Source organism: Streptococcus parasanguinis (assembly GCF_032163505.1).
GTDB classification, from domain to species: Bacteria; Bacillota; Bacilli; order Lactobacillales; family Streptococcaceae; genus Streptococcus; species Streptococcus parasanguinis_V.
Map to the genome: position 1 here is coordinate 931,624 of NZ_CP134147.1, position 25,541 is coordinate 957,164.

Annotated in this window: 27 protein-coding genes, 1 tRNA gene and 1 pseudogene; 26 read left to right on the plus strand and 3 right to left on the minus strand. The window is 43.1% G+C overall.

Annotated elements, in window-relative coordinates; translation table 11 throughout:
* Positions 1 to 79: 79 nt before the first annotated feature.
* Positions 80 to 1,024, minus strand: a complete 945-nt coding sequence (locus RIN70_RS04825) for a DHH family phosphoesterase (protein WP_313790742.1) — start codon at positions 1,022 to 1,024, stop codon at positions 80 to 82.
* A 136-nt stretch (positions 1,025 to 1,160) separates the two neighbouring features.
* Here RIN70_RS04825 and RIN70_RS04830 point away from each other — a divergent pair.
* The 14 genes and pseudogenes from RIN70_RS04830 to RIN70_RS04895 all read left to right on the plus strand — a co-directional run.
* Positions 1,161 to 1,925: pseudogene (locus RIN70_RS04830) on the plus strand (DUF3114 domain-containing protein); the annotation flags it as partial.
* Positions 1,846 to 2,493 (plus strand): hypothetical protein, encoded by a 648-nt coding sequence (locus tag RIN70_RS04835; protein ID WP_013903472.1) that lies wholly within the window; start codon positions 1,846 to 1,848, stop codon positions 2,491 to 2,493. The pseudogene RIN70_RS04830 and the gene RIN70_RS04835, both read left to right, overlap by 80 nt.
* Before the next feature lie 97 nt (positions 2,494 to 2,590).
* Entirely contained in the window at positions 2,591 to 3,289 is a 699-nt protein-coding gene (locus tag RIN70_RS04840) for a hypothetical protein (protein ID WP_313790743.1), read from the plus strand.
* 162 nt (positions 3,290 to 3,451) lie between these two features.
* Positions 3,452 to 3,895: a flavodoxin gene (locus RIN70_RS04845; RefSeq protein ID WP_009730912.1), complete on the plus strand. Its 444-nt coding sequence runs from the start codon at positions 3,452 to 3,454 to the stop codon at positions 3,893 to 3,895.
* 63 nt (positions 3,896 to 3,958) lie between these two features.
* The gene (locus RIN70_RS04850; RefSeq protein WP_313790744.1) at positions 3,959 to 4,231 is read left to right on the plus strand and encodes a chorismate mutase; all 273 of its coding nucleotides are present in this window, start codon (positions 3,959 to 3,961) and stop codon (positions 4,229 to 4,231) included.
* A 46-nt stretch (positions 4,232 to 4,277) separates the two neighbouring features.
* Complete coding sequence (locus RIN70_RS04855; protein ID WP_313790772.1) at positions 4,278 to 5,441, plus strand: chloride channel protein; 1,164 nt, start codon at positions 4,278 to 4,280, stop codon at positions 5,439 to 5,441.
* Between the two features lie 123 nt (positions 5,442 to 5,564).
* Positions 5,565 to 5,912 carry a 50S ribosomal protein L19 gene (gene rplS, locus RIN70_RS04860; RefSeq protein ID WP_003003254.1) on the plus strand — a complete coding sequence of 116 codons (348 nt, stop codon included), beginning with the start codon at positions 5,565 to 5,567 and terminating at the stop codon, positions 5,910 to 5,912.
* Between the two features lie 43 nt (positions 5,913 to 5,955).
* Positions 5,956 to 6,027: transfer RNA gene (locus RIN70_RS04865), tRNA-Arg, on the plus strand.
* Positions 6,028 to 6,486: 459 nt separating this feature from the next.
* Positions 6,487 to 7,041 (plus strand): hypothetical protein, encoded by a 555-nt coding sequence (locus tag RIN70_RS04870; protein WP_031575747.1) that lies wholly within the window; start codon positions 6,487 to 6,489, stop codon positions 7,039 to 7,041.
* A 69-nt stretch (positions 7,042 to 7,110) separates the two neighbouring features.
* Positions 7,111 to 7,533, plus strand: coding sequence for a hypothetical protein (locus RIN70_RS04875; RefSeq protein WP_031575749.1), 423 nt, complete (start codon positions 7,111 to 7,113; stop codon positions 7,531 to 7,533).
* Positions 7,534 to 7,707: 174 nt separating this feature from the next.
* Positions 7,708 to 8,421: a DUF6572 domain-containing protein gene (locus RIN70_RS04880; RefSeq protein WP_229042370.1), complete on the plus strand. Its 714-nt coding sequence runs from the start codon at positions 7,708 to 7,710 to the stop codon at positions 8,419 to 8,421.
* 471 nt (positions 8,422 to 8,892) lie between these two features.
* Positions 8,893 to 9,861, plus strand: coding sequence for a DUF6287 domain-containing protein (locus RIN70_RS04885; RefSeq protein ID WP_195327115.1), 969 nt, complete (start codon positions 8,893 to 8,895; stop codon positions 9,859 to 9,861).
* Between the two features lie 169 nt (positions 9,862 to 10,030).
* Positions 10,031 to 10,522, plus strand: a complete 492-nt coding sequence (locus RIN70_RS04890; protein WP_195327116.1) for a hypothetical protein — start codon at positions 10,031 to 10,033, stop codon at positions 10,520 to 10,522.
* A 153-nt stretch (positions 10,523 to 10,675) separates the two neighbouring features.
* Positions 10,676 to 11,488 carry a PrsW family glutamic-type intramembrane protease gene (locus RIN70_RS04895; RefSeq protein ID WP_195327117.1) on the plus strand — a complete coding sequence of 271 codons (813 nt, stop codon included), beginning with the start codon at positions 10,676 to 10,678 and terminating at the stop codon, positions 11,486 to 11,488.
* Positions 11,489 to 11,528: 40 nt separating this feature from the next.
* Here RIN70_RS04895 and mnmE read toward each other — a convergent pair whose 3' ends face one another.
* Positions 11,529 to 12,902 (minus strand): tRNA uridine-5-carboxymethylaminomethyl(34) synthesis GTPase MnmE, encoded by a 1,374-nt coding sequence (gene mnmE, locus RIN70_RS04900; RefSeq protein ID WP_195623051.1) that lies wholly within the window; start codon positions 12,900 to 12,902, stop codon positions 11,529 to 11,531.
* A 162-nt stretch (positions 12,903 to 13,064) separates the two neighbouring features.
* On the opposite strand from mnmE, the gene rpiA reads away from it, so the two are divergent.
* The 9 genes from rpiA (at position 13,065) to RIN70_RS04945 (ending at position 20,921) form a co-directional block, all read left to right on the plus strand.
* Positions 13,065 to 13,736 carry a ribose-5-phosphate isomerase RpiA gene (gene rpiA, locus RIN70_RS04905; RefSeq protein ID WP_195487226.1) on the plus strand — a complete coding sequence of 224 codons (672 nt, stop codon included), beginning with the start codon at positions 13,065 to 13,067 and terminating at the stop codon, positions 13,734 to 13,736.
* Positions 13,737 to 13,829: 93 nt separating this feature from the next.
* Positions 13,830 to 15,041, plus strand: a complete 1,212-nt coding sequence (locus tag RIN70_RS04910) for a phosphopentomutase (protein WP_272143580.1) — start codon at positions 13,830 to 13,832, stop codon at positions 15,039 to 15,041.
* 1 nt (position 15,042) lies between these two features.
* Positions 15,043 to 15,588, plus strand: a complete 546-nt coding sequence (locus tag RIN70_RS04915; protein WP_247913675.1) for a DUF1697 domain-containing protein — start codon at positions 15,043 to 15,045, stop codon at positions 15,586 to 15,588.
* A gap of 12 nt (positions 15,589 to 15,600) precedes the next feature.
* A complete protein-coding gene (locus RIN70_RS04920; RefSeq protein WP_049491154.1) occupies positions 15,601 to 16,410 on the plus strand; it encodes a purine-nucleoside phosphorylase in 810 nt (269 codons plus the stop codon).
* A gap of 4 nt (positions 16,411 to 16,414) precedes the next feature.
* Positions 16,415 to 17,647 carry a chloride channel protein gene (locus tag RIN70_RS04925; RefSeq protein ID WP_272143577.1) on the plus strand — a complete coding sequence of 411 codons (1,233 nt, stop codon included), beginning with the start codon at positions 16,415 to 16,417 and terminating at the stop codon, positions 17,645 to 17,647.
* Positions 17,644 to 18,357: a type 1 glutamine amidotransferase gene (locus RIN70_RS04930; protein ID WP_201087871.1), complete on the plus strand. Its 714-nt coding sequence runs from the start codon at positions 17,644 to 17,646 to the stop codon at positions 18,355 to 18,357. The genes RIN70_RS04925 and RIN70_RS04930 overlap by 4 nt, the downstream gene beginning before the upstream one ends.
* A 354-nt stretch (positions 18,358 to 18,711) precedes the next feature.
* The gene (gene deoD / locus RIN70_RS04935) at positions 18,712 to 19,422 is read left to right on the plus strand and encodes a purine-nucleoside phosphorylase (RefSeq protein WP_070586244.1); all 711 of its coding nucleotides are present in this window, start codon (positions 18,712 to 18,714) and stop codon (positions 19,420 to 19,422) included.
* The gene (locus RIN70_RS04940) at positions 19,422 to 20,189 is read left to right on the plus strand and encodes a hypothetical protein (RefSeq protein ID WP_272143573.1); all 768 of its coding nucleotides are present in this window, start codon (positions 19,422 to 19,424) and stop codon (positions 20,187 to 20,189) included. The genes deoD and RIN70_RS04940 overlap by 1 nt, the downstream gene beginning before the upstream one ends.
* Positions 20,190 to 20,921: an NAD-dependent protein deacylase gene (locus RIN70_RS04945; protein WP_223345581.1), complete on the plus strand. Its 732-nt coding sequence runs from the start codon at positions 20,190 to 20,192 to the stop codon at positions 20,919 to 20,921.
* Between the two features lie 37 nt (positions 20,922 to 20,958).
* Here the strand turns inward: RIN70_RS04945 and RIN70_RS04950 are convergent, their stop codons facing one another.
* Positions 20,959 to 21,867, minus strand: a complete 909-nt coding sequence (locus RIN70_RS04950) for a LysR family transcriptional regulator (protein WP_049474876.1) — start codon at positions 21,865 to 21,867, stop codon at positions 20,959 to 20,961.
* 241 nt (positions 21,868 to 22,108) lie between these two features.
* Here RIN70_RS04950 and RIN70_RS04955 point away from each other — a divergent pair, with 241 nt between their 5' ends.
* The 3 genes from RIN70_RS04955 to RIN70_RS04965 all read left to right on the plus strand — a co-directional run bounded on the left by RIN70_RS04955 (position 22,109) and on the right by RIN70_RS04965 (position 25,486).
* Entirely contained in the window at positions 22,109 to 23,545 is a 1,437-nt protein-coding gene (locus RIN70_RS04955; RefSeq protein WP_049506512.1) for a DUF6688 domain-containing protein, read from the plus strand.
* A 185-nt stretch (positions 23,546 to 23,730) separates the two neighbouring features.
* Positions 23,731 to 24,537 carry a dihydroorotate dehydrogenase electron transfer subunit gene (locus tag RIN70_RS04960; protein ID WP_070665895.1) on the plus strand — a complete coding sequence of 269 codons (807 nt, stop codon included), beginning with the start codon at positions 23,731 to 23,733 and terminating at the stop codon, positions 24,535 to 24,537.
* A gap of 10 nt (positions 24,538 to 24,547) precedes the next feature.
* On the plus strand, positions 24,548 to 25,486 hold the full coding sequence (locus RIN70_RS04965; protein WP_272143567.1) for a dihydroorotate dehydrogenase: 939 nt from the start codon (positions 24,548 to 24,550) through the stop codon (positions 25,484 to 25,486).
* The last annotated feature ends 55 nt before the right edge of the window (positions 25,487 to 25,541 follow it).

Sequence of the window (25,541 nt, forward strand, 5' to 3'; positions counted from 1 at the left end):
ATTTTATTAGCTTTATTTTACCATAAGAAAGATCAAATGAAAACCCCATGACCAAGATAAAAAGGCTGAGAAACCGTTCTCAGCCTTCGTTTGTGCGTGCCACTTCTTGTAGCTCTTTGTAGATTTGGTCGTTTTCTTCGAGGGAGTAGGAGTTAGCTCCACTAGCTAGTGGATGGCCACCACCATTATGACGTTTGGCAATCTCATTAATCACTTTTCGTTTGCTACGCATCCGGACACGGAAGTGACCGTCAGTCTGTTCAACAAAGATAGCCCAAACAGACACGGTATCGATGCGTCCAGGAGCTCCAACAATCGCAGCAGTCTCAGAATCACGTAGATCAAATTTCTTCAAGAGCTCTTGTGTCAAGGTCACACGCGCAGCGCCATGTTCATCGATCTCGAGATGGTCGTAGACATAGCCTTGAAGCTTAGCCGTCTTGAGATTGATCGTATCCATTTGACGAGCAAGGGCAGTAAAATCAAAAGGAATGCTTCGAAGATAGGCAGCGATCTCAAAGGTCCGAGTTGAAGTAGCAGGATAAAGGAAGCGACCTGTATCTCCGACAATCCCAGCATACAGGAGACGAGCAGCACTCACAGGAAGTTCGAGCTCCAATTCCTTAGCAAAAAGTGCGATTAACTCACTGGTAGAGCTAGACTCAGTATCGACCCAGAGCAGATCGCCATAAGCATCGTCATTTGGGTGGTGGTCGATCTTGATCAGGAAATCACCATTCGTATAGCGCTTGTCATCGATGCGAGGAGTATTAGCCGTATCACAGACAATCACCAAAGCTCCCTCAAAATCCTCGTCCTTAACCTCATCCATTTCAGCAAGCCAAGTCAAGGTCGGTTCATCATAGCCAGTTGCCAAGACCCGCTTTTGAGGGAAGTGCGCACGCAGGAGATCCCGCAAGCCCACCTGGCTACCAATCGCATCCGGATCCGGATTCTGATGACGGTGGATAATAATCGTGTCATAAGCTTGAATCTTTTCAAGAATTTCATTCATTACGTTCATACATTACCTCATTTTCTCTGTCAATTTTAACATAAGAAAGGCCCATCCAGCAAGCATTTATCACTAATTAGGAGCTATGGAAGCGGTTTTACATTGGATAGATATTTTGTTAGAATGAAACCAATAGAACATGTTTTTCTTCCGCTATTATCTGGATCGTCAAGCAATTTACTATATTCGCAGTCATTACGAAGGCGCAAATGATTATGAAAAACTATTAGCATATGGTAAAGAAAATAATATTGAATTTGATTACACGACTGGTGCTAACTACCATAACCGCTTTGAGAAATCAGATGGATTCAAACGCCCCTATAATATGAAGGTTCAAGTCCCTCAGGGCAATTCAGCTAAAGGAAAAGATTTGAACAACGCACGGATGGTGGAGTTTATTGTGAATATAGACACTGGCGAGTTTGACAGTCAATGGGATGCCTATGACAATCATAAACTAGCAAATGGTCGCTATGATTCAGATCCAGGCAAATTTTCTAAAGAAGAATTAAGGGAGATTGCTAACACGGAATCCTTTAACTATGGGCCTTCAACAGGTCAAAATTCAGATGTTACTAAGTTTTACGAAGGTAAACATGGAATGCTTGATGTAGATGGCACTCTTGAACCAGCTACTCGAGTTAGAGCTAAAGAGTTATTTCGCTATGAAAATGATTTGGGTAAAACAGATGAAAAAACTGCTCATGTAGGTCAATTTGCGGATATTGTAAAAGGAGGAGGACATGAAGACTATGAAGCATGGCAACGTAATACAAAAGGAATGTCAGAAAAAGAAAAAATGGAAGAGTATAATAAATATAAAAGTTATGCTAGTGGCATTAAGCCTAGCGATCGCGGGTATAATAAGTATACTCGTAGCCCTGAGTACATCAAAGAGCATAAGTGATACTCATTCAATATTAATAAATAAACGTTATATTGAGACTCAAAGTATTTCAGATAATGATAAAAAATTATCAATCAGTGCAGGTTTTGATTTAAAAGAAAAAGATTTTTTTTATTACCATGGAGCTGCAATAAAAAATAATAAATTGTATGGTGGTAGTCAGGAATATAGTGCTGCGGAGTATTATAAAAGAGCTTTAGATATTGAGCTCACTTCAGCACTTTTAAATCACCAAATTAATATTAAAGATATAAAAGATTCCAACTATCAAATCACTCGTTCAACTGATTCATTCATCAATAAAAAATTATTAGAAGAAAAACATCCGCCTGAATTTGAAGGTAGATATTCTATCAAGGATAGTCAGTTTTCCAAAGTCCGTATCACCTACAACAAAGAATTTCTACCAACAAAAATTGAGTGGTACTATAAGGGTGAAGAAGGACTAAAATGGTACACTTGGCGCACCTATTCGTATCCCTTCAAAAATAAGTCTGATTTTGATAAAAAGCTGGATGAAGAAATTGAAAATATTAAAGAAATTCAAGAGGAAAATGAGGGAGATTAACCTAGTTTTGAGATAAAGCTGAGCTTACATATGTCTCAGCTTTTTGAATAGTTTAACACTTCACTTTGGATGTATATTTTGCTAGAATGTGATGGATATGATGAAAGAAATTAAACAGAGAGGATTCAGTTCGAAAGTCTTTCTAGTTGCTTTGTCTCTAGTAGTTGTTGCTGGTGTTTTCATTGCATTCCGCAGAGGCAAGATTCAAGAAAATTCAAAATCGATATTAGAACAACAGCGGTTTATTGTTGTGGATGATTCGGGCGATGAAAATTTATATCGATCTTATTTTGAGAATGGCTATGACTTGAGGAGCAATAATTCTTATAGTAAAACTCAAGTAGTAGTAAAATATGGGAAAAAATATGGCAGTTATTCGGACGAAAAACCATCCGATAGGTATCATAGAGACTTATACCGAAATATTACTTCCGCAATTTTGAACTTAAAAGTTTCGAGAGAAGAGATCGAAAAATCAAACTTTGTTATTGAGCGAGATCCGAAATCGTTGATTACTAAATCTCTAGTGAAGGAAGGGAAGACACCTGATTTTGAAGCCAAAGTTTTAAATGAAAAGAATCAATTTTCCAAAGTTCGGATCACCTATAATCAAGATTATTTACCGATCAAACTTGAATGGTATTTTAAAGGTAAAGATGGGTTGAAGTGGTATACCTGGAGCCGTTTTTCATATCCATATAAGACTGAATCTGAATTTAATAAAAAACTAGATGAAGAAATCCAGCGTATTAAAGATATTAAAGAGGAGTACGAGTTGGAGAAGGAAAACAGATAATAATTGAACTATTAAAGCAATTCAAGAAGAAAATGAGGGTGATTAGGTTGAATCGGTCCAAATTCTTGAAACGTGTCCCTTCTTTCAGCTTATCGGGAAAGGTTTCGTGCAAAATGCTTGAAAAAGTGGTATAATACGGGAAATAGCTTTTGGGAGGAAATTATGACTGTAGCGAAGATTGTTTTTGCTAGTATGACTGGAAATACTGAAGAAATTGCTGATATCGTAGCGGACAAATTCCGTGATCTTGGTGTCGAAGTAGATGTGGATGAGTGTACAACTGTGGATGCGGAGGACTTCCTTGAAGCAGATATCGCAGTGGTAGCGACTTATACATACGGTGATGGAGAGCTTCCAGATGAGATCCAAGATTTCTACGAAGATTTGGCTGGCCTTGATCTCAAAGGCAAACTTTACGGTGTGGTAGGATCAGGTGATACCTTCTACGATGAATTCTGTAAAGCAGTTGATGATTTCGACCGTTGCTTCGCTGCGACTGGTGCTGAAAAAGGTTCTGAGTGTGTCAAAGTTGATTTGTCTGCAGAAGACGAAGACATTGAAAAATTAGAAGCCTTTGCAGAAGAACTTGTAGCAAAAGCAAATTAATGACAATGAGGCTGGATCGATGGATTACAGACTCGATTTATATCCAAAATAAAGAGGAGACACATGGATTTAGATCAGATTCGTAAGGACATTGACCAGATCGATCAAGAGCTAGTAGCCTTACTGGAAAGACGGATGGTCTGTGTCGGTCAAATTGTAGAATATAAGGAGCAACAGAGTTTACCTGTGCTCGATCAGAGAAGGGAGAGAGAAGTACTTGAGAAAGTCGGCTCTCTCGTGACGGAGGAGCAGTATCGGGCGACTATTCAAGCTCAGTTTCAAGATATGATGAAGCGCTCGAGAGACTTCCAAGAGGAGGTGAGGACGCGTGACTAGTCTATCTATCAAGCAAAAAGTACAACAGTATGTGGTCCTAACAGGGATGGCGCTTTTCATTGGTCTCTTGGTTGGTGCCATTGACATGATTTTTGGTCAAGGATTGCTCCTGATTGGAGATGTCCGAAGCCAGCATTGGCCTTTGATTCTTTTTCTGGCCTTAGCGGGGCTTGTCATTGTTTATCTTTATAAACGTTTTGGTGGCAAGGCTTCAAAAGGGATGGGCCTCATCTTTGATGTCGGACACGCGCGTGAGGAGAAAATCCCCTTGGTCTTGGTGCCTTTGATCATGCTGACGACCTGGATGAGCCACCTCTTTGGTGGTTCGGTCGGTCGGGAAGGCGTAGCGGTCCAGATCGGAGCGACCCTTTCGCATCGTTTTGCGCGTCATATCAAGATTCCAGATGCTTCGCGTATCTTTCTCATGACCGGGATGGCAGCCGGTTTTGCGGGTCTCTTTCAGACGCCACTGGCAGCAACCTTCTTTGCTCTTGAAGTCTTGACAGTTGGGGAGTTGCAGTTGATGGCTCTCTATCCAGCGCTCATTGCCTCAATCGTGGCTAGCTTCACCTCTCATGCCCTTGGCTTGGAGAAATTTGCTGTGCCACTAAAAGAAACGCTGAGCTGGACACCAGAGACCTTGATCAAAGTTGCCCTTCTTGGCCTAGCTTTTGGTCTCGCTGGGAAACTCTTTGCTGTTAGCCTTTCATGGTTGAAGAAAACAGTCGCTCAAGTCTTACCTAATCCTTATATCCGGATTGCGCTTATAGGGGCTGGACTTAGTTTGGTCCTCTTAACCCTCCAGCTGACCAAGGTCGGAACATACAGTGGTCTTGGAACCAATCTGATTGATATGGCTTTTCATCAGGGCAGTGCGCAGAGTTATGACTGGATCTTGAAGCTCCTCTTTACCGTAGTGACCATCTCTGCTGGATACCAAGGGGGAGAAGTGACCCCGCTCTTTGCGATCGGAGCTACGCTTGGAGTCTTCCTTGCTCCTATGCTAGGTCTTCCAGTCTTAGTCGTGGCTGCTATCGGATATGCCAGTGTCTTTGGCAGTGCGACGACGACCTTGCTCGCACCGATCTTGATCGGAGGAGAAGTCTTTGGCTATGCCAACCTGCCATTCTTTGTCATTGCTTGCGCCATCGCCTATTGCCTACCAAAAGAGTGGAGCATTTATTCCGGACAAAAAGTTGCGAAAAAGTAGAGAAAAGAGCTTTACAAACCTGAAATTATCTGATATGATAGTTTCTGTGCGTAATGGAAGCACAAAAATACAGTTTATCCGCTGAGGGAGGTCCCTCAAGATTGACGAAGATAGGAGAATAAAATGAATCCATTAATCCAAAGCTTGACTGAAGGTCAACTTCGTACTGATATCCCTGCATTCCGTCCTGGTGACACTGTTCGTGTACACGCGAAAGTTGTCGAAGGATCTCGTGAACGTATCCAGATCTTTGAAGGCGTTGTTATCGCTCGTAAAGGTCAAGGACACACTGAAATGTACACTGTTCGTAAAATCTCTAACGGTGTCGGTGTTGAACGTACATTCCCAGTACACACTCCACGTGTAGAAAAGATTGAAGTTGTACGTTACGGTAAAGTACGTCGTGCGAAATTGTACTACCTTCGTGCATTGCAAGGTAAAGCAGCTCGTATTAAAGAAATCCGTCGTTAAGACGAACAAGGAGGCGGGAGTGATCTCGCTTCTTTTTTTATCGGTCCCCTTAGTTCAATGGATATAACAACTCCCTCCTAAGGAGTAGTTGCTGGTTCGATTCCGGCAGGGGACATAAATAGAAAAGAACACTGAATCTTCAGTGTTTTTTTGTTGGTTTATGCAAGGATGGTTCTTGGGGAAAGTTCTTGTATGGTATAATAGTGGAAAACGTAACATTGTCTTTTAAGGTAATTCTATCATGTTGGAATACCAAATTAAGAAGATTATGAGTGCTCTGCAAGTTTAGTCTAAAAGGGATATAAGAAAAGGAAGGAAAATGAAAATTTCTAGTCCAAGGTCTATCATCACTTTTGATTATGAAAATGGTAATGTTTTAAAAGCAAAAGGGAGAATTGTTGATTGATGGAAGTTTTACTGTATATAGGTCAAGTATACAGAATTGTGAGGCATCATTCAACCACATTCGTATCACACAGAACGAGATTGATAAACTTGTCGAGGAAGTGCAGTCCATGATGACTGAGCAAACAATGCATCTCGAATTTATCTGAGTTAGAGTAGGAGAAGGATGATGAAAATCGATTACGGTGAACGGATGGTCATATGGGAGTGGGATGGTTGTGTAATAAAGATAGAACAACCAGATATCATTCATGCGGAATATAATAAAGATGAGAACATTGTTATCGTCTATAGTGGAGAAAACTTTGTAAGCAAAATCATTTTCTACTTTAGTTTAGAAGGAAAATTGTTAGGGCAACAAAATATACTAGAAGGAACCCTAGATTGGAATCATAATGGGAAGCATCAGATTAGTTTTCATCATTTACATTATCTTCGCTTTAGCCCTAAATATCAGCGAATCTTCAGTATATTTCGCTCATCCAGCGATTTTGACGTTCCATCAGAACTAGAGGTTTATAATTTAGAAGGTGAGAAAATCGACCAAATTGAATCTCCTGCAGGATTTACTATGCTATATATTTCTGAGATAAGTAAGAAGAAACTGGGAATTGTATGCGAGGCTCTTAAAGAGGATTGTTTTGATAAATCTGGTCGAAGAGATTTCTATTTTAATTTGGAGTTAGAAACTAGAAAATGGGTAAAAGATGGCATCGCCTATTGAGGAAGAGAAAAAGAAGCCTGATTTTATGATATTCTGGTTGAGAAAATAACTTGCACTAGGAGAATACAAATGAAACCAACAAAACTAGAATGGGAAGATGTTACCAAGTTTGAAGAGGTAAAAGGATACGGTCAGCATATATGGAGAGATGAGGACAAGTATTATTTGGTTTTAGAAGAAGGAACCGTAGTTTCTTGGTTAGTTGTCTATGAATTACCAAATGAGCTGTTTGCCTTATTAGATAGTGGGGAAAGAACGCTAAGCGAAGTATCTTGGAAGATTAAACACGATTCTTGGCCACCGTCAGAAGAAGAAAAGAACGAAATTAGAAAAGATAGAGCTAGAAAAAAGCCAATTGTGCTGATTTCTAACCGTAAAAATCAGTTGCTTTTTAGTAACAAAGAACTTGAAATACTTATTCCCAAAGCGGAACAACAATGGATAGAATCAATGGGTAAACTTCCAGATGATTATGTATCACCATTGAAATAGACAAAAAGAAATAGTATGACAACAGAAATTCAACAATACAAAAATTGTACGATATTAAAAAACAAGAATGATTATCAGATCCTGTGGAGTAGAGGGAAAGAAGTGCTTAACTTTCCCATTAGCCAAAAATTAGCAGAACGTGTTTCAAAATCAGAAAAAGATGCTTTAGAAGTAATGTTTTATTGTGAACATCATCGTTGGCCAAAGGCAGATGAGTTAGATGATTATAATCATTCCAATACGATTGTACATAGAGGCGATGGATTTGTTGTATATGAAACAGATGGTTATTACGAAATTAGCTTCTTTAAAGAAGTTGGAGGAGCTATGGGCCCAGAAGTATGCTATCCCATTACTAAGGAACTAATGGATAAAGCATTTCAATCTTCTAGGGAAGCATATGAGGTGATGATTTATGCCGAAACAGGGCACTGGCCCTTAAGTAAGCAAGATGATATTGATAGAAACTATATACGTAATCATCCTGAAACTATGCTACCAAATATAGAAGATCAACGTGAGTTGTTTGATGTTGAAGAGTTTAAAGCTCTTGTAAAAAAAACTATTGTTTCAGAACTAGAACCTAGCGAACTTGACGCTATTGGTATAGTTGATAATCATTTAGAGCTTCTTCTGGTGGATTCAGTCGGCTGGCAGGAAGAGATAGAAGCAGTCCATCTGGAAATTCTGCAAGAAAAACTCAATAACTATATCTACTTCCTCGAAAGCAAGCAATATGTGGATAGATATGGCGATAGCTTTGATAAAAAAGTCATTCATATCACCTTCCAATGTTCTCCATCGGATAATGGACTATCCTTTCTCACCGCTGTTCAGAAAGTATTGCAACCGACAGATATGAGCTTGAAGGTAGAATTACCGGAGTAAAGAACAACTAAGAAGAATAAAATTAATCAATTTATGAGGGATAAATAATATTAAAGCGAAGGTCAGTCAAAAAATAAGATGGCTAAAAAGTAGACCAAAAGTAGACCAAAAGTAGACCAAAATTTTCTAAAAGCCTATTTTATATTTCGGCAGGGGACAGAGATAGAAAAGAAAACACTGGCAGTTGAACTGCATCCCAAAAGTTAGATTTTTTCTGTCTAACTTTTGGGGAGTAGTTCACTTATGACAGAGTGTTGACGTTTTAGAGCTGTGTTGTTTCGAACGGTCCCAAAACAAGAAAAATAAAAGATGATGGTATAGAAGCTCGTTACATTGAGCTTCTTTTTTTTGAGACATTCAAATCATAATTTTACAGAGTTTTAGGTCATTAATTTATTCTCGCCCTCCACTTTTTCTTTGACTCTCCTTTCTTATTTTTCTAAAATAGTAGGTATGTGAAGGGAGATTAATATGAAAAAAGGTTTGGTAATTTTGCTTTCTGTTTTGGTCTTGGCTTCGTGTGGTCGTCCTCAGAAGACGGTGTCGCCTAAGAGTTCGGATACCCAGCAGTCCAGCACTTCGGAAAAGAAACAGTCTGGTATGGATTTGAAAGCCATCAAGGCTAAGGACTACTCGAGTATCAAGGGGACTTGGATCGATGGTCGTGGTAATGAGCTGGTCTTTGATGATAAGGGCTTGGTCAGCGAGGATGTCGAGCTTGATGCATCGAGTTTTAAGCAGAAGGACCAGATCGCTGAGATGACGGTTAGTGCCAAGTCGGGTGTTGGAGGCTACGGTCTTTTGCTCCTTCCAAAGGGTCAGAAAGCGGGCAAAGACGATGCTTCGGATAAGTCCAAGGATCGGATCTGGGCTGGTCAGTCACCGGCTTATGGCGATGATGACAATTTCTACTATCGCAAGAAAGAGCAACCGAAAGATCGGGAGCAAGCTGATACAGATGATAGCAGTAGTACGTCTAAAACGAGTAAGGCCAAAAAGTGGAATACTCGATCGGATAGCGAGGTCAAGTCTTCGAAGAAGGCGGATCAGAATGATTATCTAGGCTACACCGCTGCTCAGGTCGAAGCTGCGCGTGTCTGGGCTTATGTGATCAAGTCTGTACCGACAGAATTGAGTATTAATGAGAAGAGTGCTGGTACGAAAATTTACTATGGTGGGCTAGGAGTTGATTATCCCAAAGACGTTCGTCAGTTGTTTACTCCTATTTCTGCAGAAGGCCATGTGACTTATGCATCCAACGGTGATGGGACGGTGACGATCTATCCTGTACCGAGCCATTGGCAACAGTCTGCAGATGAACTCAATAGTGAAGAGTTTATGACGCAATTTACCCAAGGGATCTTGGACCATGCTGAAACGGTGACATTGCCAGACGGGGATCCAGACATGATTCGTCAGATTCTTGCAGTACTGAAGTAAGAGAGATTATGGTAGAATAATATTAGATAATAATTTTTTAAACTATTAAAGATCTAATTAGTTATAAGGTTATGAAATTAAAGATTTGGAACATCTTTTACAGGAAGCTTATGCAATTTTGGTCAATTACAGGTCGTTTTCTACTTGTAAAAATAAAAGGAGAAAATCTATGAAAAAAACTATGTTTGCAACAATGACCATTCTCTCGCTATTTCTGTCATCGTGCGCGCAAAAAGAAGTGAAGAATGAAGACAAAAAAGAGCAGTCTACTGAACAGAATGTAAAAGATTCTACAAAGGAAAGTAAAGAATCAGTGGTCAAAGGGATGAATCAAGCCCCTACCTCATTGGTTGGAAATGAAAAACCTAATGTAGTATTTGCTTATATGCTTCAAAATCAAATCAATGGCGAAATTGAGATGGCGAAAGTGTATTATAATGAAGAGTATCTGATCCTTGTCTTCTCTGTATCAGAAAATATGCTATCTTTAGCAAATATAAATCCAAAAGATTATTGTAAGACGCTTTTTGATCTAAAAGAAGAGATAGTAAAGCAATACAATGCAACTCAAAACACACCAAGCAGTATAAAACTTAAAATATATGATAAAGACGAGAAGCTCTTGGCAACGGAGGAAAATGGAGCGTTGGTGATTAAGTAACTAAATTTAGTCAACCATTTGTCGCCATCTACGTTTTACATTTTTCTCACGAATCCACATTTATTGTTTTTTTAAGCTGATCCTGTTACAATGATAGTACTCGGAAAAGACTGGGCTTCCAGCCTTTTTCATTTCACTTTAGAAAGGTCTTTTATGAAACGCAAATCGATTTTGTTTCTCTATTTACTCTTGCTAGCGATCGGCCTAGCCTATGAGACCCAGTCACTGACGGAAGGTTGGATGTCTGGTAGTCAGTACGGGATTGTGGGACTTTCAACCTTGATCCTCTTGGTCTATGCACTTCCTGCTGTCTGGGCTCTTTTTCACTTTGCTAAGAAGTGGAAGTTGTCTTGGGTACCGGTTCTCTTTTCTCTATTAGGTGGGGGCTTTGTTGCCGGTTGGTTGTCTAGCTTTGCCAATACTTATTTCCATGATATGATTCAAGCGATCGCTCCAAATAGCGACTTTTGGAACCAGTACGAGAGTGCCATCGCTGCGCCACTCTTTGAGGAACCCTTTAAGTTGATTCCAATCTTCTTTGTCCTCTATTTGTTCAGCGTCCGTCGCATCAAGTCGATTTTCCTCTTAGCGATTGCCTCTGGTCTTGGTTTCCAGATCGTCGAGGACTTTGCCTATATCCGTCAGGATCTGCCGGAAGGTTTCTCTTACACGGTGTCAGGGATTCTTGGTCGTGTGGCCAATGCGCCCATGTCTCACTGGGTCTACACAGGTCTTGTCATGCTGGGGCTCTTCCTAATTGTCCAAGCAAGCAGAGGACGCAAGGATCTAGGTCTAGCAGGTTGGGGATATTTAGTAGCAGGGTTTGGACTCCATTTTGTTGGCAATTCACCTTTCTCACAAATCGTGACCGAGTTGCCGATTGCGATTCCAATCTTGAATGCTACAGGGCTCTTCCTAATCTACCAAGCGTATCAGACCGTCGAGCGATTAGAACAAGCAAAATAAGAACAAAAAATGCGTATGTGTGGAAACATACGCATTTTTGTTATTTACCAAGACAGAACTGGCTGAAGAGTTGGGTAATGAGCTCATCTGGAGCAGCATCCCCTGTGATTTCTCCGAGGATTTCCCAGGTGCGGGTGAGATCGACTTGAAGCAGGTCTACCGGCATACCGAGGGCCAAGCCTTCGTTGACCGCTTGCAGGCTTTCAACAGCTTTCTCGATAAGTGAGATGTGACGAGCATTAGAAAGATACGTCGCATCTTGCTCAACCAGCCCAGCATTTTCGAAGAAGAGAGCATTGATCCGGTCTTCAATTTGATCGATGTTTTGGTTTTTCAGAACGGAAATCTTGATGTAATCTTCCGGCAGTTGGTCGATTTCGATCTTCTCTGGGAGATCGACCTTATTGAGGAGAATGATGCGGTTGCTGTCTTGAGAGATTTCAAGGAGTTGGCGATCTTGGTCGGTCAAGGGCTCGCTAGCATTGAGGACCAGAAGAACCAAATCAGCTTCCTTGAGGGCTTTTTTCGACCGTTCGACACCGATTTGCTCAACGATGTCTTCGGTTTCCCGGATTCCGGCCGTATCGACTAGTTTGAGGGGAACGCCGTTGATGTTGACGTATTCTTCGATAACGTCACGGGTGGTTCCTTCGATATCAGTTACGATGGCTTTTTCCTCGCGAAGAAGATTATTGAGGAGGCTGGACTTGCCGACATTTGGACGACCGATGATAGCAGTAGAGATCCCTTCACGCAAGATCTTACCGCGACGGGCAGTCTTGAGAAGGTTGGTCAAGAGGGCTTCAAATTCACTGGTCTTTTCGCGGATGATCTCAGTGGTTGCTTCTTCGACATCATCGTACTCAGGATAGTCGATATTGACTTCAACCTGGGCTAGAGTATTGAGGATCTCTTGGCGTGTGTTGTTGATGAGGTCAGACAGGGAACCATCGAGTTGTTTCACGGCGATGTTCATAGCCTTATCGGTCTTGGCGCGAATAATGTCCATGACGGCTTCGGCTTGTGTCAAATCGACCCGACCATTCAGAAAGGCCCGCTTGGTAAATTCACCAGGTTCAGCCAAACGAGCTCCTTCACGGATGACTAATTGCAGGATTTCGTTGGTCACAGCAATCCCGCCGTGGGTATTGATCTCGATAATGTCTTCACGGGTGAAGGTCTTCGGCGATCGCATAGCTCCAACCATGACCTCGTCGAGAATCTCGTCCTTATCTGGATCTACGATATGACCGTAGTTGAGGGTGTGGCTAGCCACGCTGGTCAAATCTTTACCTTTGAAGATCTTTTGCGCAATGGCAAAGCTGTCTGTTCCGCTCAAGCGGACGATTCCGATCGCCCCCTCACCGAGAGGAGTCGAGATGGCAGCGATGGTATCAAATTCTTTAGTAATCATGTCATTTCTCTTTTCCTGTAGATTCATCTCTATTCTATCGTAAAGTCAGCGGACGGGCAAGGTTTTGCTTTTAGAACTAAAAGATGGAAAGGTTTTCAAATAATTAGTGAAATCTCTTACAGAATATGCTATACTGTAATAGAATATAAAAGGAGGTCTATGATGGTAAACCTAAAAGAACAGGTAGGAATTAAAGCGGCTGAGTTTGTCAAAGACGGCATGATTGTCGGTCTCGGTACAGGGTCAACTGCTTATTATTTTGTGGCTGAATTGGGTCGTCGCATCAAAGAAGAAGGCTTGCAGATCACAGCTGTCACAACTTCTAGTGTGACCTATGATCAGGCTGAAAGTTTAGGCATCCCGCTCAAGGCTATCGACGATGTTGAAGTGGTCGATGTGACAGTGGATGGCGCAGATGAAGTGGATCCTCAATTGAATGGGATCAAAGGTGGCGGTGGTGCTCTCCTCATGGAAAAGATCGTCGCAACCAATTCAAAAGATTGCATTTGGATCGTGGATGAATCCAAACAAGTCACAACTCTTGGGGCTTTCAAACTTCCAGTGGAAGTAGTGCAATACGGTGCTGAAAATCTTTTCCGTCACTTTGAGCAAAAGGGTTACCATCCTGCTTTCCGTCTCGCGGATGATCAACGTTTTGTAACAGACCAAGGTAACTTTATCATTGACTTGGATCTCAAAGTGATCGAGGATGCAGAAGCTCTAGCCAATGAATTGGATCATACCGTCGGGGTTGTAGAGCACGGTTTATTCTTGAACATGATATCAAAAGTGATTGTAGGGACACCAGATGGCCCTGTCATCATTGAAAAATAGGTTTCTCTAAAGAGGGGCCGGATCTATCAACGGCTCTCTTCTTATAGGGATATGGTATAATATAGCTAGTTTAATAAAGGAAAGAGGCAGTATATGTCAAAATTTAAACGCATGCACTTAGTTGTGCTGGATTCAGTTGGAATCGGTGCTGCACCAGATGCCAATAACTTTGTCAATGCAGGTGTTCCAGATGGAGCATCTGATACATTGGGTCACATCTCTAAAACCGTTGGCTTAAATGTACCAAACATGGCCAAAATCGGTCTTGGAAATATTCCTCGTGAAGTACCATTGAAGACGGTGCCAGCTGAAAGCAACCCAACTGGGTATGCGACAAAATTGCAAGAAGTCTCTCTTGGGAAAGACACCATGACTGGTCACTGGGAAATCATGGGGCTCAACATTACAGAACCTTTTGATACTTTCTGGAATGGTTTCCCTGAAGAAATTTTGACTAAAATTGAAGAATTCTCAGGACGTAAGGTCATCCGTGAAGCTAACAAGCCTTATTCTGGTACAGCGGTGATCGATGACTTTGGACCACGTCAAATGGAAACTGGTGAGTTGATCATCTATACGTCAGCAGACCCTGTCCTTCAAATCGCAGCTCACGAAGACGTCATTCCTTTGGATGAACTCTACCGTATTTGTGAATACGCTCGTTCCATCACTTTGGAACGTCCAGCTCTTCTAGGACGTATCATTGCCCGCCCTTATGTTGGGGAACCAGGCAACTTCACACGGACAGCCAACCGTCGTGACTTGGCTGTTTCACCATTTGCGCCAACTGTTTTGGACAAGTTGAACGAAGCAGGTATCGATACTTATGCAGTTGGTAAGATCAACGATATCTTTAACGGAGCTGGCATTAACCACGATATGGGCCACAACAAATCAAATAGCCACGGTATGGATACCTTGATTAAGACCATGGGACTTCCTGAATTCCAAGAAGGGTTCTCATTTACCAACTTGGTAGACTTTGATGCTCTTTATGGTCACCGTCGCAATGCTCACGGCTACCGCGATTGCTTGCATGAATTTGACGAACGCTTGCCAGAAATCATTGCAGTCATGCGTGAAGATGACCTCTTGATGATCACTGCAGACCACGGGAATGACCCAACTTACGCTGGTACAGACCATACGCGTGAATACATCCCATTCTTGGCTTATAGCCCATCCTTCAAGGGCAATGGTGTGATTCCAGTCGGACATTTCTCTGATATCTCTGCGACAATTGCAGAGAACTTTGGTGTTGAAAAAGCCATGATCGGTGAAAGCTTCTTAGATAAATTGAACTAAGATGACACGCTTCGCTCTCCTCGTAAGAGGGATCAATGTTGGCGGGAAAAACAAGGTCGTGATGGCAGAGCTTCGAAAGGAGCTTCAAACGATCGGGCTGGATGGGGTAGAGACCTACATCAATAGTGGCAATATCTTCTTTGAATCTGCTGCTTCTAAAGCAGAATTGGTAGATTTGCTGGGACATTTCTTTCGTGATCACTACCCCTTTATCCAGTCTTTTTCTCTCTTTTCAGCTGAGGACTATGCGCAAGATCTCGCTGCTCTACCAGCCTGGTGGCAGGAGGATCTGGCCCGCAAGGATGTTCTTTTTTACACAGAAGGCCTTGATCAGGATGCTGTCTGGGAGCTGGTCTCCTCTTTTTCACTCGGTGATGAAATCATCCATCGTGGGAATCTAGGGATCTACTGGGGCAAATACTCAGAAGAGACCTATACAAAGACAACTTACCACAGACAAGTCCTCAAGATGCCAGATTACCGTCTGTTGACCATTCGCAATGCCAATACATTTGACAAAATTGGCCAATTTTTAAGGAAATCATAAAGGAGATATGCAATGACATTATTAGCAAAAATCAATGAAACAGCTGCTTTTTTGAAAGGCAAAGGAATGGAAGCACCTGAGTTTGGCTTGATCCTTGGATCAGGTCTTGGAGAACTGGCTGAAGAAATCGAAAATCCAGTCGTAGTAGACTACTCTGAAATTCCAAACTGGGGTCGTTCAACAGTAGTCGGACACGCTGGTAAATTGGTTTATGGTGATCTCGCTGGACGTAAAGTCTTGGCCCTTCAAGGACGTTTCCATTTCTACGAAGGAAACCCACTAGAAGTGGTGACTTTCCCAGTTCGTGTCATGAAAGTTTTGGGCTGTGAAGGGGTTCTTGTTACCAACGCTGCCGGTGGTATCGGCTTTGGTCCTGGTACTTTGATGGCTATCACAGACCACATCAACATGACTGGTCAAAACCCATTGATCGGTGAAAACTTGGATGATTTTGGTCCACGTTTCCCAGATATGTCGAAAGCTTACACACCTGAATACCGTGAGACAGCTCATCAAGTAGCAGACAAATTGGGTATCAAATTGGATGATGGGGTTTATATCGGTGTGACAGGTCCTACTTATGAAACTCCAGCTGAAATCCGTGCGTTTAAGACTCTTGGAGCAGATGCTGTCGGAATGTCAACTGTTCCGGAAGTCATCATTGCAGCGCATTCTGGCTTGAAGGTTCTTGGTATTTCATGTATTACTAACTTTGCGGCTGGTTTCCAAGAAGAGCTCAACCACGAAGAAGTAGTGGAAGTGACAGAGCGCGTCAAAGGCGACTTCAAAGGATTGCTGAAAGCGATTCTTGCTGAACTCTAATCCAATGAAAGTACGACTTCAAAATCTGCCCTACGGACTGAGGTTGCTTCTAGCCACCTTATCATTAGGGATTGGGACGGGCCTGGTCGGAATTGCCTGTCATTATCTACTAGAAGGGGTGCAAGAGCTGGCTTTTGACCAAGCTAGTTCCGATTTGCTCCAGCAATTTCAAGAAGCTGGAGGTATCCGTAGATTTTTGATCTTATGTGTGACTGGGTGCTTGGCAGCTGGCTTCTGGTATGTCCTGCAAAAGCGTTATCAGATCCTGTCTATTCGCCAGCAAATTGACTTAGCTGGAGACAGGGATCCAGCGCCCTTAGCCCACCTCCTTCATGCAGGGATGCAGGTGGCAATTGTTGGAGCAGGAGCATCGGTCGGAAAAGAAGGAGCCCCACGTGAGGTCGGGGCTCTTCTAGCTGGTCGTTTGGCGAAGGGGTTCTCACTAGCTCTCAAAGAGCGAAAAGTCTTGATCGCCTGTGGGGCTGGAGCTGGTTTGGCTGCGGTCTATCAGGTCCCCTTTGCCAGTAGCTTGTTTGTCTTTGAGACCTTAGGACTTGCCTACAGTTTGCAGAACCTTCTACTGGTTTTGACCAGTACTTATCTGGCCACCTGGGTTGCCCAGCCCATCGTTGGTCAGGAGGCCATTTATCACCTGTCCGCAGGCTCATGGTCGGCTAGCAGTTTCTTACAGGCTATTTTGATTGCTTTCTTGGTCACTCCCTTGGCTCTGGCCTTTGCTTTCCTCGCCAAGCGGGCTAGTCACAAACGGCGGAAAGATGGGACGATTCTTTGGGCTCTTCCTCTAGCCTTTCTAGTGCTAGGGAGCCTAGTAACCTTTTTCCCTATCTTTATGGGAAATGGCCAGGTACTAGCGCAAGCCCTTTTGTCTAGCCAGTCGATTCCTTATCTTCCACTGACTCTTGCAGTGAAGGGGCTTCTGGTTTACCTCCTCTTGCGCAATGGTGCTTATGGAGGAACTTTGACACCATCATTTGCCCTTGGGATTGGATCTGGCTATCTAGTGACCTTGCTTTTGACAGTCCTTGGGATTCATCTGGATCCAGCTATAGGGATGTTACTTGGAGCGACCGTCTTTTTAGGGACGACCCTAGAAGCTCCTTTGACAGCCATTGCTCTTAGCCTTGGATTTACAGGCCAAGCTTGGAGTTTGACAATCCCGCTTGTACTTGCGGCTGGTCTGTCTTATGTGATTCGAAAGAGATGGGAGAAGAAATGATGAAGGTACATTTTGTACTGCATGAAACTTTTGAAGTGCCGGGCGCTTATCTAAAATGGGCACAGGAGCGTGGTCATCAAGTGACCACGACCAAAGTCTATGAGAACGAAGCATTACCTGATACAGTGGATGAGATTGATTTTTTGATCGTAATGGGAGGACCTCAATCGCCAGATGAAAATCGAGAAGCTTTTCCATACTACGATCCTCAGGCAGAGATCGACCTGATTCAAAAAGCCATCAAGGCTGATCGTTATATTGTTGGGGTCTGTCTTGGTGCCCAGCTCCTGTCTGTTGCTTATGGCGCGAAGTATGAGCACAGTCCGGAACGTGAGATTGGGGTTTATCCTGTGACCTTGACGCCTGAAGGACTCACAGATCCGCATGTCGGTGAGTTTGGAGAAACTCTTGAAACTGGTCACTGGCATGGTGATATGCCAGGATTGACAGAAGATGCTGTTGTTCTTGCGACCAGTCAAGGGTGTCCACGTCAGATGATTCGCTTCAGTCCTAAACATTATGCCTTCCAAGCCCACTTGGAATTTGATCCAGAAGCAGTTGATCTCTTGATTGCTGCGGACGGTGAAGAGGTTATAGAAGAACAAAGTCAAAAATTGACCTTTGTTCAAAAACCTGAAGCCATTCGTGCTTACGATTATCGAGAAATGAATGCCAAACTTTTTGAGTTTTTGGATTCATTAACAAAATAAATAAAAAAGAAAGGTAGAGCATGTGTTCTGATTTGAACACGAGCGGAAAGCTCTCCTAATTACTCAATAAAAAAGAAAGGATGGGTTTACCGTATTCGCTGAACTGAATACGGGCGGAGAACTGTGTAAAAAAGATAAATCCTCCTAGATGCGAGGCATCTTTGTCGGATTTCCTATTTTTACTTTGCCTCTTTAACGCCTATTCTAAAAAATAAAAAAGAAAGGTAGAGCATGTGTTCTGATTTGAACACGAGCGGAAAGCTCGGAAAATAGATAATCTGACTGAGAAATCAGGATTTCTCGTCAGATTCCTAATTTTCAGTCGCTTTCTGGTCGCTCTTTGTATCATAAACTATGTCTATCCATATTGCTGCTAAGCAGGGTGAAATTGCTGATAAAATTCTTCTTCCTGGAGATCCTCTTCGTGCGAAATTTATTGCTGAAAACTTCCTTGAAGACGCTGTTTGCTTCAACGAAGTCCGTAACATGTTTGGTTACACAGGTACTTATAAAGGTCATCGTGTTTCTGTCATGGGTACTGGAATGGGGATGCCATCGATCTCTATTTATGCGCGTGAGTTGATTGTCGACTACGGCGTGAAGAAATTGATCCGTGTGGGAACGGCTGGTTCTTTGAATGAGGATGTCCATGTTCGTGAATTGGTCTTGGCACAAGCTGCTGCAACCAACTCAAACATCATCCGCAACGACTGGCCTCAATACGATTTCCCACAAATCGCTAGCTTTGATCTTTTAGACAAGGCTTACCATATTGCCAAAGACCTTGGCATGACGACTCACGTCGGTAATGTTTTGTCATCAGATGTTTTCTATTCAAACTATGGTGAAAAGAATATCGAGCTTGGTAAATGGGGTGTGAAAGCTGTAGAAATGGAAGCAGCAGCTCTTTACTATCTTGCTGCTCAACACCATGTTGATGCGCTTGCTATCATGACTATTTCAGACAGTTTGGTCAATCCAGATGAGGACACAACTGCTGAAGAACGTCAAACTACTTTCACAGACATGATGAAAGTCGGTCTTGAGACCTTGATTGCAGACTAATGGCAAAATTCTTTCATGATGAATGGCTCTACGATCTCCAAAATTATCACTACAGCCGGGCTCTGCGCTCTATCAAGCAGCAGGAAGAAGTACCGGATTTGCTTGTGAGTTTACTGCAGTTAATGGCGGAACGTCGAGAGCTCAATATCCAACCCGTCATGAATCAAAAGTTGAGAACCGAGTTGCTAGAGGCGACTGGTTTTCAGCTTTTTTGGCATGAGGATCCAGAAGATGAACAGTTGGCCAACTACCTTTATGACTTAGAGGCGAAATTGCGAAATGAACAGATCATTGACTTTGTTCGTGCCGTCAGCCCAGCCATCTATCGGATCTTTATGCGATTGATTCAGTTGAAAATTCCTGATATTACAAACTATATCCATAATTCCAAAGAATCGAGTTATGACCGTTGGAAGTTTGAGAGCCTGCATGCGTCTGATAACCCTATCCTGCAGCAATTCCACAGCGAAAGTGTGGTCAATTCCTCCAGTTTGACGGAGTTGATTGTGCAGTTGGATTTGTCAGATAGCGTCAAAGTTGCGACCCAACAATTGCGGGAGTTAGAAAAATCAGTTCGCAACCCCTTGGCCCACTTGATCAAGCCCTTTGATGAAGAAGAGCTCCATCGGACGACGGGTTTCTCTTCTCAGGATTTTATGAAGAATTTGATTGACCTTGCAAGCTACACAGGCATCCATTATGATCAAGCTAACTTTTATTTTGATCAGGCCAATGCTGTCATGGAAGAGCTACTAAAGGAGAAGTAGATGGATAAAATTGCTCAACTACAGGAGATGATTGATCAGAGTCAACGGATCGTGTTTTTCGGAGGGGCAGGAGTTTCCACGGAGTCAAACATTCCAGATTTTCGAAGCTCAGACGGGGTCTATAGTGTTCAGGTAGGGCGGCATTTGACAGCCGAGCAATTGGTCTCCCATACCATGTTTGAGCGCTATCCTGAGGACTTTTTCGACTTTTATAAGAAGTACTTGCTCTACCCAGATGCCAAGCCCAATGCAGCCCATCAGTATCTGGCTCGGCTTGAGGAGACTGGTAAGCTCAAGGCAGTGGTGACACAAAATATCGATAGTCTCCATGAAATGGCTGGTTCTAAAAAAGTTTTGAAGCTCCATGGCAGTGCCGACCGCAATTACTGTACGGGTTGCCAGCGATTTTATGATTTGGAGGCCTTTCTAGCTTTAGAAGGCCCGGTTCCACATTGCCTGAACTGTGGCAAGGTGGTCAAGCCTGATGTGACTCTTTACGAGGAACCTCTCGATATGGACGTCTTTAGCCAAGCAGCCCAAGCAATCCAAGAGGCTGATCTCCTGATTATCGGTGGAACTTCCCTTGTGGTCTACCCAGCGGCTAGCTTGATCCAGTATTTTCAAGGGAAGAAGCTGGTTGTCATCAATAAAACCAGTATCCCTCAAGACAAACAAGCAGACCTGGTTATTGAAGGGAAAATTGGCCAAGTATTTTCACAATTAAGACAATAAAAAATATCTGAGTGAACATGAGACACTCAGATATTTTTTATTTATCAAACTTCACTTCCTCAAGCAAGTACTCGATGAATTTTTCTCCCATTTTTGAGAGAGCTGTTTTTTCATGTTTGATGTAGACCAACTCGATTGTGTCTTCGATATCAAGGGGAATGGAGACGATGTTATTTCCGTTGAGATTGCTGTTGAGGATCCCGGTCGCAATGGTGTAGCCATCCAGACCAATCAAGAGATTAAAGAGGGTCGCCCGGTCACTGACAACGATGGATTTCTTATGATGCTCTTGAGAGAGAATCTCTTCTGAGAAGTAGAAGGAGTTGTGGGTTCCTTGGTCATAGCTAAGGTATGGGAAATCTTCCAGATCTGACAAGTGGACGATCTCCTTCTTGGCAAGAGGATTGGTCTTGCTGACAAAGATATGAGGTTGCGCTGTAAAGAGGTGGGTGGCAATCAGGTGATTATCATCCAGCATCTTAGAGAGGACATCGCGGTTGTAGCTATTCAAAAAGAGTACGCCAACCTCGCTGCGGAAGTTCTTGACGTCATCGATGATCTCCCAAGTCCGCGTCTCCCGTAGGAAGAGCTCGTATTTTTCCATGTCGCTTTTCTTCAATAGTGAAACGAAGGCCTCAACCACGAAGGCGTAGTGCTGTGAAGAGACGCTGAAAAGCTCACGAGAGCCCACAGGATTTTTATAGCGCTCGGACAAGAGGTCAATCTGCTCCACCACCTGGCGGGCATAAGAGAGGAACTCCATCCCATCGCGGGTCAAAGTGATCCCTTTGGGATTTCGGATAAAGATTTCAATTCCCATCTCATTTTCCAAGTCCTTGACAGCATTGGAAAGGCTAGGTTGAGTGATGAAGAGTTGTTTTGCGGCCTCATTCATAGAGCCGGTTTCGACGATTTTGATAATGTATTGTAATTGTTGTATTCTCATGCTTTTATTTTAACATAAAAAAGCGCGTTTTTCCCGTAAAATGTGGTCTTTCAAGGACTGTATGAGAATAAGACAGGCTGAGGTAGGTAATAGGAAGTAGGCTAGATCAAATAGTTAAAAAATAGAAGATTGGAAACAAAATCTACATCTGGGGACTGATTTTGATGGAAAAATACAGTTTTGCCTTGCTGAAGGTAAGATCTGATTGATAGAATGGTAAAAAATTGATTGAGGAGATCTTATGAAAAAACTCGTTTCCTGGTATAAGAAAAAGGATAAGGAATTGGAAACCCATTTCACAGCTGGTCTGTTGCAGATCAATTTTGTGACCAATGCTCTGATTCTATTGGCCTTTTACATCTATTTGGTTATTAGTCAGTCGCTCTACGCAATTAAGGATCCATTCATTCAATTTAGTTTTCTTGCTATAGTATCCTTTACGATGGAGGTCTTGCCCTATGGTGTGACCTTAGCCCTTTTTGTTCCCAATATTTTTGTCATTATCTATGGGATCGGTCGGTGGTCTAGCCTCCAGTTCAAAGAAGCTGAAGAAGAAGCTCTCAAAGATCCGGATTTGTTTGAAGATAGGGTGCCAAAGGAAGGAAAAGGGACAAGAGAAGATGACGCATCTCTTATGAAGGAAAAGCAAGAATCACCTAATCCTAAGCCTGTCAAAAAGAAAAAGCAACAGCCTACAATTGTTCTTTGGTTTGGTCTCTTTGGTTGCTTTCTCGAAGCGATTTTCATTTACATCGTCAAGGAGATGACCTTTTACGAATGGAATGAGCCCTTGATCAATTCTCAGAAACATGCCTTGATCTGGTCTGGCGCCTATCCGACCTTCTTTACACTGGCAGCTCTTACTTTACTAGCCTTGATTATCTATTCCTACCGGGATGCGAATTCACTTTCGCCGTTAGCAAATGTCTTCTGTATTAGTGGCATTCTAGGAGGAGTGGTTCTCCTCTTAGTTTTTGATAATCAACTGCAGGTAGCAAGTTTTCACACCTTTTTCTTACTGATCTATTCCATCCATCTCTTATGGGTTCGCATTAAGGAGTGGCAGGAAGATCGAACAGAGATAAGCTATGAGAATCGTCTACTTCAATGGCTCCATCAGCTCTTAAACAAGTCGCGCAACTGGCCATGGCTAGCGGTCCTTATCGCTATTCCAACCCTTGCCCTTGTTGTCCTTGTTCTCATGCTCTTTGGGCAGCAGCCGGATTCCATGATCAAGGCATGGACCAATACAGCTGATTGGGCCTTCTCACAGAAGATCCCTCCTCAGAATCTTATCATTGATGAGCACTATCTCTGTACGGTTGCGGCTGGTGGGCATGAAAAAGTTGTCAAGCCCCAGCGGATGGGCATCCGCCACGGTCATCCAGTCGTTGTCAATCGCCAGCTTTGTATTGCCAATGCCTTTGAACAGGTACTAGAAGAAAAGACGCCGCGATTCCATCGCTTCTTGCGTCGCAATTACGACCGCTATGGCTATCCCTTTGCTAAACACATCAAGAAGAAATGGGCTATGGACCTGATTTACTACCTAATGAAACCCTTGGAATGGCTCTTTTTACTTGTTCTTTATCTAGTTGATCGTAAGCCTGAAAATCGAATTGCCATGCAATACATCAAACCGATCCCAGAAGATTTTGACCCCAAGAAAGCTTCGTAAGCTACCGATTTCTACTTGACAAGCGAGAAGGAGCGCGATATAATGAGACAAATTTAACCTTTAAGAGGTCCAGAGAGGCCTGCAAGGAAAGACGGAATAAAGATCAGCGGACGGAGTCTAGCTGACCATTTGTGGGACCTTGCTTTTGCGAGGTCTTTTTTGCTGAAAGAAAGAAGAGGAAACCAATGGTCAGTGACAGTTGTAAAAAACGCTTTGGCAAAATCATGATGGAGGAGATGGAGCTCGTCGCTCAAGAAGAAATCGCTCCCCGCATCTATTCTATGATCTTGAAGGGGGAAATGGTGGCGCAGATGCTGCCAGGTCAATTCCTTCATATCCGCGTCCCTGATGGGGCCAAGCTCCTTCGCCGTCCGATTTCAATTTCTGAGATTGATCCTGAGACACAGACGTGTCGCTTGATCTACCGCATCGAAGGTGGGGGGACAGCTATCTTTTCCCAATTGCCAATCGGTAGCAAACTCAGTGTCATGGGGCCTCAGGGAAATGGCTTTGATCTCACTAATCTCGGTCAAGGTCAGAAAGCCTTGATCATCGGTGGCGGTATCGGTGTTCCTCCTTTGGTCCAAGTGGCCAAACAACTCCATGAGCAAGGGGTGGAAGTTGAAGTGGTTGTCGGCTTTGCGACCAAAGAAGCCGTTATTTTGGAAGAAGAGCTTTCTCAGGTGGCTCATGTCACTGTAACGACAGATGATGGTTCTTATGGCACCAAGGGCTATGTTTCAACCATCGTTGATCAGATGGACCAGGAGTTTGATGCTATCTATTCTTGTGGAGCCCCTGGTATGCTCAAATATGTCAATACCAAATTTCATGACCATCCTCGCGCCTATATTTCCATGGAATCGCGTATGGCTTGTGGGATGGGTGCTTGCTATGCCTGTGTAGTGCATCTGGAAAATGAAAGCCAAGCAGCCAATAAGCGCGTGTGTGAAGACGGTCCAGTCTTTGAAACCGGTACGATTGTGATGTAGGGAGGAAAGTATGACAAGTAATCGATTAGCTGTATCCTTACCAGGATTAGACTTGAAAAATCCCATTATTCCGGCTTCCGGCTGCTTTGGCTTTGGTCAGGAATATGCCAAATACTATGATTTAGACCTGCTTGGATCCATCATGATCAAGGCGACAACCGCTGAGGCTCGTTTTGGTAATCCAACGCCCCGTGTTGCTGAGACGCCTGCAGGCATGCTCAATGCCATTGGTCTCCAAAATCCAGGGGTAGACGTGGTCCTAGCAGAGAAACTCCCTTGGTTGGCCCAGCATTATCCAGATCTACCGATTATCGCCAATGTAGCTGGCTTCTCTAATGAAGAGTATGCAACGGTATCGCGGAAGATCTCGCAAGCGCCAAATGTCAAGGCCATCGAGCTCAATATCTCTTGTCCAAACGTAGACCATGGCAACAATGGCCTCTTGATTGGGCAGGTCCCTGAGTTGGCCTATGCGGCAGTGAAAGCAGCGGTAGATGCGTCCTCAGTCCCTGTCTATGTCAAGTTAACGCCTAGTGTAGCAGACATCACGCAGGTCGCAAAAGCAGCAGAGGATGCAGGGGCGACTGGCTTAACCATGATCAATACCTTGGTGGGCATGCGCTTTGACCTCAAGACTGGTAAGCCCATCATTGCCAATGGAACCGGAGGCATGTCGGGTCCAGCTGTTTTCCCAGTTGCTTTGAAACTCATCCGCCAGGTTGCTCAATCCACTAAACTTCCGATTATCGGAATGGGAGGTGTGGATTCAGCAGAAGCAGCCATTGAAATGATGATTGCAGGAGCCTCTGCGATTGGAGTTGGAACCGCTAATTTCACCGATCCTTATGCTTGTCCAATCATCATCGAAGATCTGCCACAGGTCATGGATCGCTACGGTATTGACACCCTTGAGAACTTCCGAAAACATGTACGGGAAAATCTACTGTAAATCCTTGACTTTTCCCAAATATCGTACTACAATAAATAAAAACCTTTAAAGTAGT

What these genes read in the sequence shown, in the direction of transcription:
- RIN70_RS04825 (WP_313790742.1), bottom strand. Translation starts at nt 1,024, where the DNA reads ATGAACGTAATGAATGAAATTCTTGAAAAGATTCAAGCTTATGACACG.
- RIN70_RS04950 (WP_049474876.1), bottom strand. Translation starts at nt 21,867, where the DNA reads ATGAGAATACAACAATTACAATACATTATCAAAATCGTCGAAACCGGC.
- mnmE (WP_195623051.1), bottom strand. Translation starts at nt 12,902, where the DNA reads ATGATTACTAAAGAATTTGATACCATCGCTGCCATCTCGACTCCTCTC.
- RIN70_RS04940 (WP_272143573.1), top strand. Translation starts at nt 19,422, where the DNA reads ATGGCAAAATTCTTTCATGATGAATGGCTCTACGATCTCCAAAATTAT.
- rplS (WP_003003254.1), top strand. Translation starts at nt 5,565, where the DNA reads ATGAATCCATTAATCCAAAGCTTGACTGAAGGTCAACTTCGTACTGAT.
- RIN70_RS04850 (WP_313790744.1), top strand. Translation starts at nt 3,959, where the DNA reads ATGGATTTAGATCAGATTCGTAAGGACATTGACCAGATCGATCAAGAG.
- RIN70_RS04925 (WP_272143577.1), top strand. Translation starts at nt 16,415, where the DNA reads ATGAAAGTACGACTTCAAAATCTGCCCTACGGACTGAGGTTGCTTCTA.
- deoD (WP_070586244.1), top strand. Translation starts at nt 18,712, where the DNA reads ATGTCTATCCATATTGCTGCTAAGCAGGGTGAAATTGCTGATAAAATT.
- RIN70_RS04835 (WP_013903472.1), top strand. Translation starts at nt 1,846, where the DNA reads ATGCTAGTGGCATTAAGCCTAGCGATCGCGGGTATAATAAGTATACTC.
- RIN70_RS04945 (WP_223345581.1), top strand. Translation starts at nt 20,190, where the DNA reads ATGGATAAAATTGCTCAACTACAGGAGATGATTGATCAGAGTCAACGG.
- RIN70_RS04870 (WP_031575747.1), top strand. Translation starts at nt 6,487, where the DNA reads ATGAAAATCGATTACGGTGAACGGATGGTCATATGGGAGTGGGATGGT.
- RIN70_RS04930 (WP_201087871.1), top strand. Translation starts at nt 17,644, where the DNA reads ATGATGAAGGTACATTTTGTACTGCATGAAACTTTTGAAGTGCCGGGC.
- RIN70_RS04895 (WP_195327117.1), top strand. Translation starts at nt 10,676, where the DNA reads ATGAAACGCAAATCGATTTTGTTTCTCTATTTACTCTTGCTAGCGATC.
- RIN70_RS04920 (WP_049491154.1), top strand. Translation starts at nt 15,601, where the DNA reads ATGACATTATTAGCAAAAATCAATGAAACAGCTGCTTTTTTGAAAGGC.
- RIN70_RS04845 (WP_009730912.1), top strand. Translation starts at nt 3,452, where the DNA reads ATGACTGTAGCGAAGATTGTTTTTGCTAGTATGACTGGAAATACTGAA.
- RIN70_RS04890 (WP_195327116.1), top strand. Translation starts at nt 10,031, where the DNA reads ATGAAAAAAACTATGTTTGCAACAATGACCATTCTCTCGCTATTTCTG.
- rpiA (WP_195487226.1), top strand. Translation starts at nt 13,065, where the DNA reads ATGGTAAACCTAAAAGAACAGGTAGGAATTAAAGCGGCTGAGTTTGTC.
- RIN70_RS04955 (WP_049506512.1), top strand. Translation starts at nt 22,109, where the DNA reads ATGAAAAAACTCGTTTCCTGGTATAAGAAAAAGGATAAGGAATTGGAA.
- RIN70_RS04855 (WP_313790772.1), top strand. Translation starts at nt 4,278, where the DNA reads ATGGCGCTTTTCATTGGTCTCTTGGTTGGTGCCATTGACATGATTTTT.
- RIN70_RS04875 (WP_031575749.1), top strand. Translation starts at nt 7,111, where the DNA reads ATGAAACCAACAAAACTAGAATGGGAAGATGTTACCAAGTTTGAAGAG.
- RIN70_RS04915 (WP_247913675.1), top strand. Translation starts at nt 15,043, where the DNA reads ATGACACGCTTCGCTCTCCTCGTAAGAGGGATCAATGTTGGCGGGAAA.
- RIN70_RS04910 (WP_272143580.1), top strand. Translation starts at nt 13,830, where the DNA reads ATGTCAAAATTTAAACGCATGCACTTAGTTGTGCTGGATTCAGTTGGA.
- RIN70_RS04960 (WP_070665895.1), top strand. Translation starts at nt 23,731, where the DNA reads ATGGTCAGTGACAGTTGTAAAAAACGCTTTGGCAAAATCATGATGGAG.
- RIN70_RS04885 (WP_195327115.1), top strand. Translation starts at nt 8,893, where the DNA reads ATGAAAAAAGGTTTGGTAATTTTGCTTTCTGTTTTGGTCTTGGCTTCG.
- RIN70_RS04965 (WP_272143567.1), top strand. Translation starts at nt 24,548, where the DNA reads ATGACAAGTAATCGATTAGCTGTATCCTTACCAGGATTAGACTTGAAA.
- RIN70_RS04840 (WP_313790743.1), top strand. Translation starts at nt 2,591, where the DNA reads ATGATGAAAGAAATTAAACAGAGAGGATTCAGTTCGAAAGTCTTTCTA.
- RIN70_RS04880 (WP_229042370.1), top strand. Translation starts at nt 7,708, where the DNA reads ATGTTTTATTGTGAACATCATCGTTGGCCAAAGGCAGATGAGTTAGAT.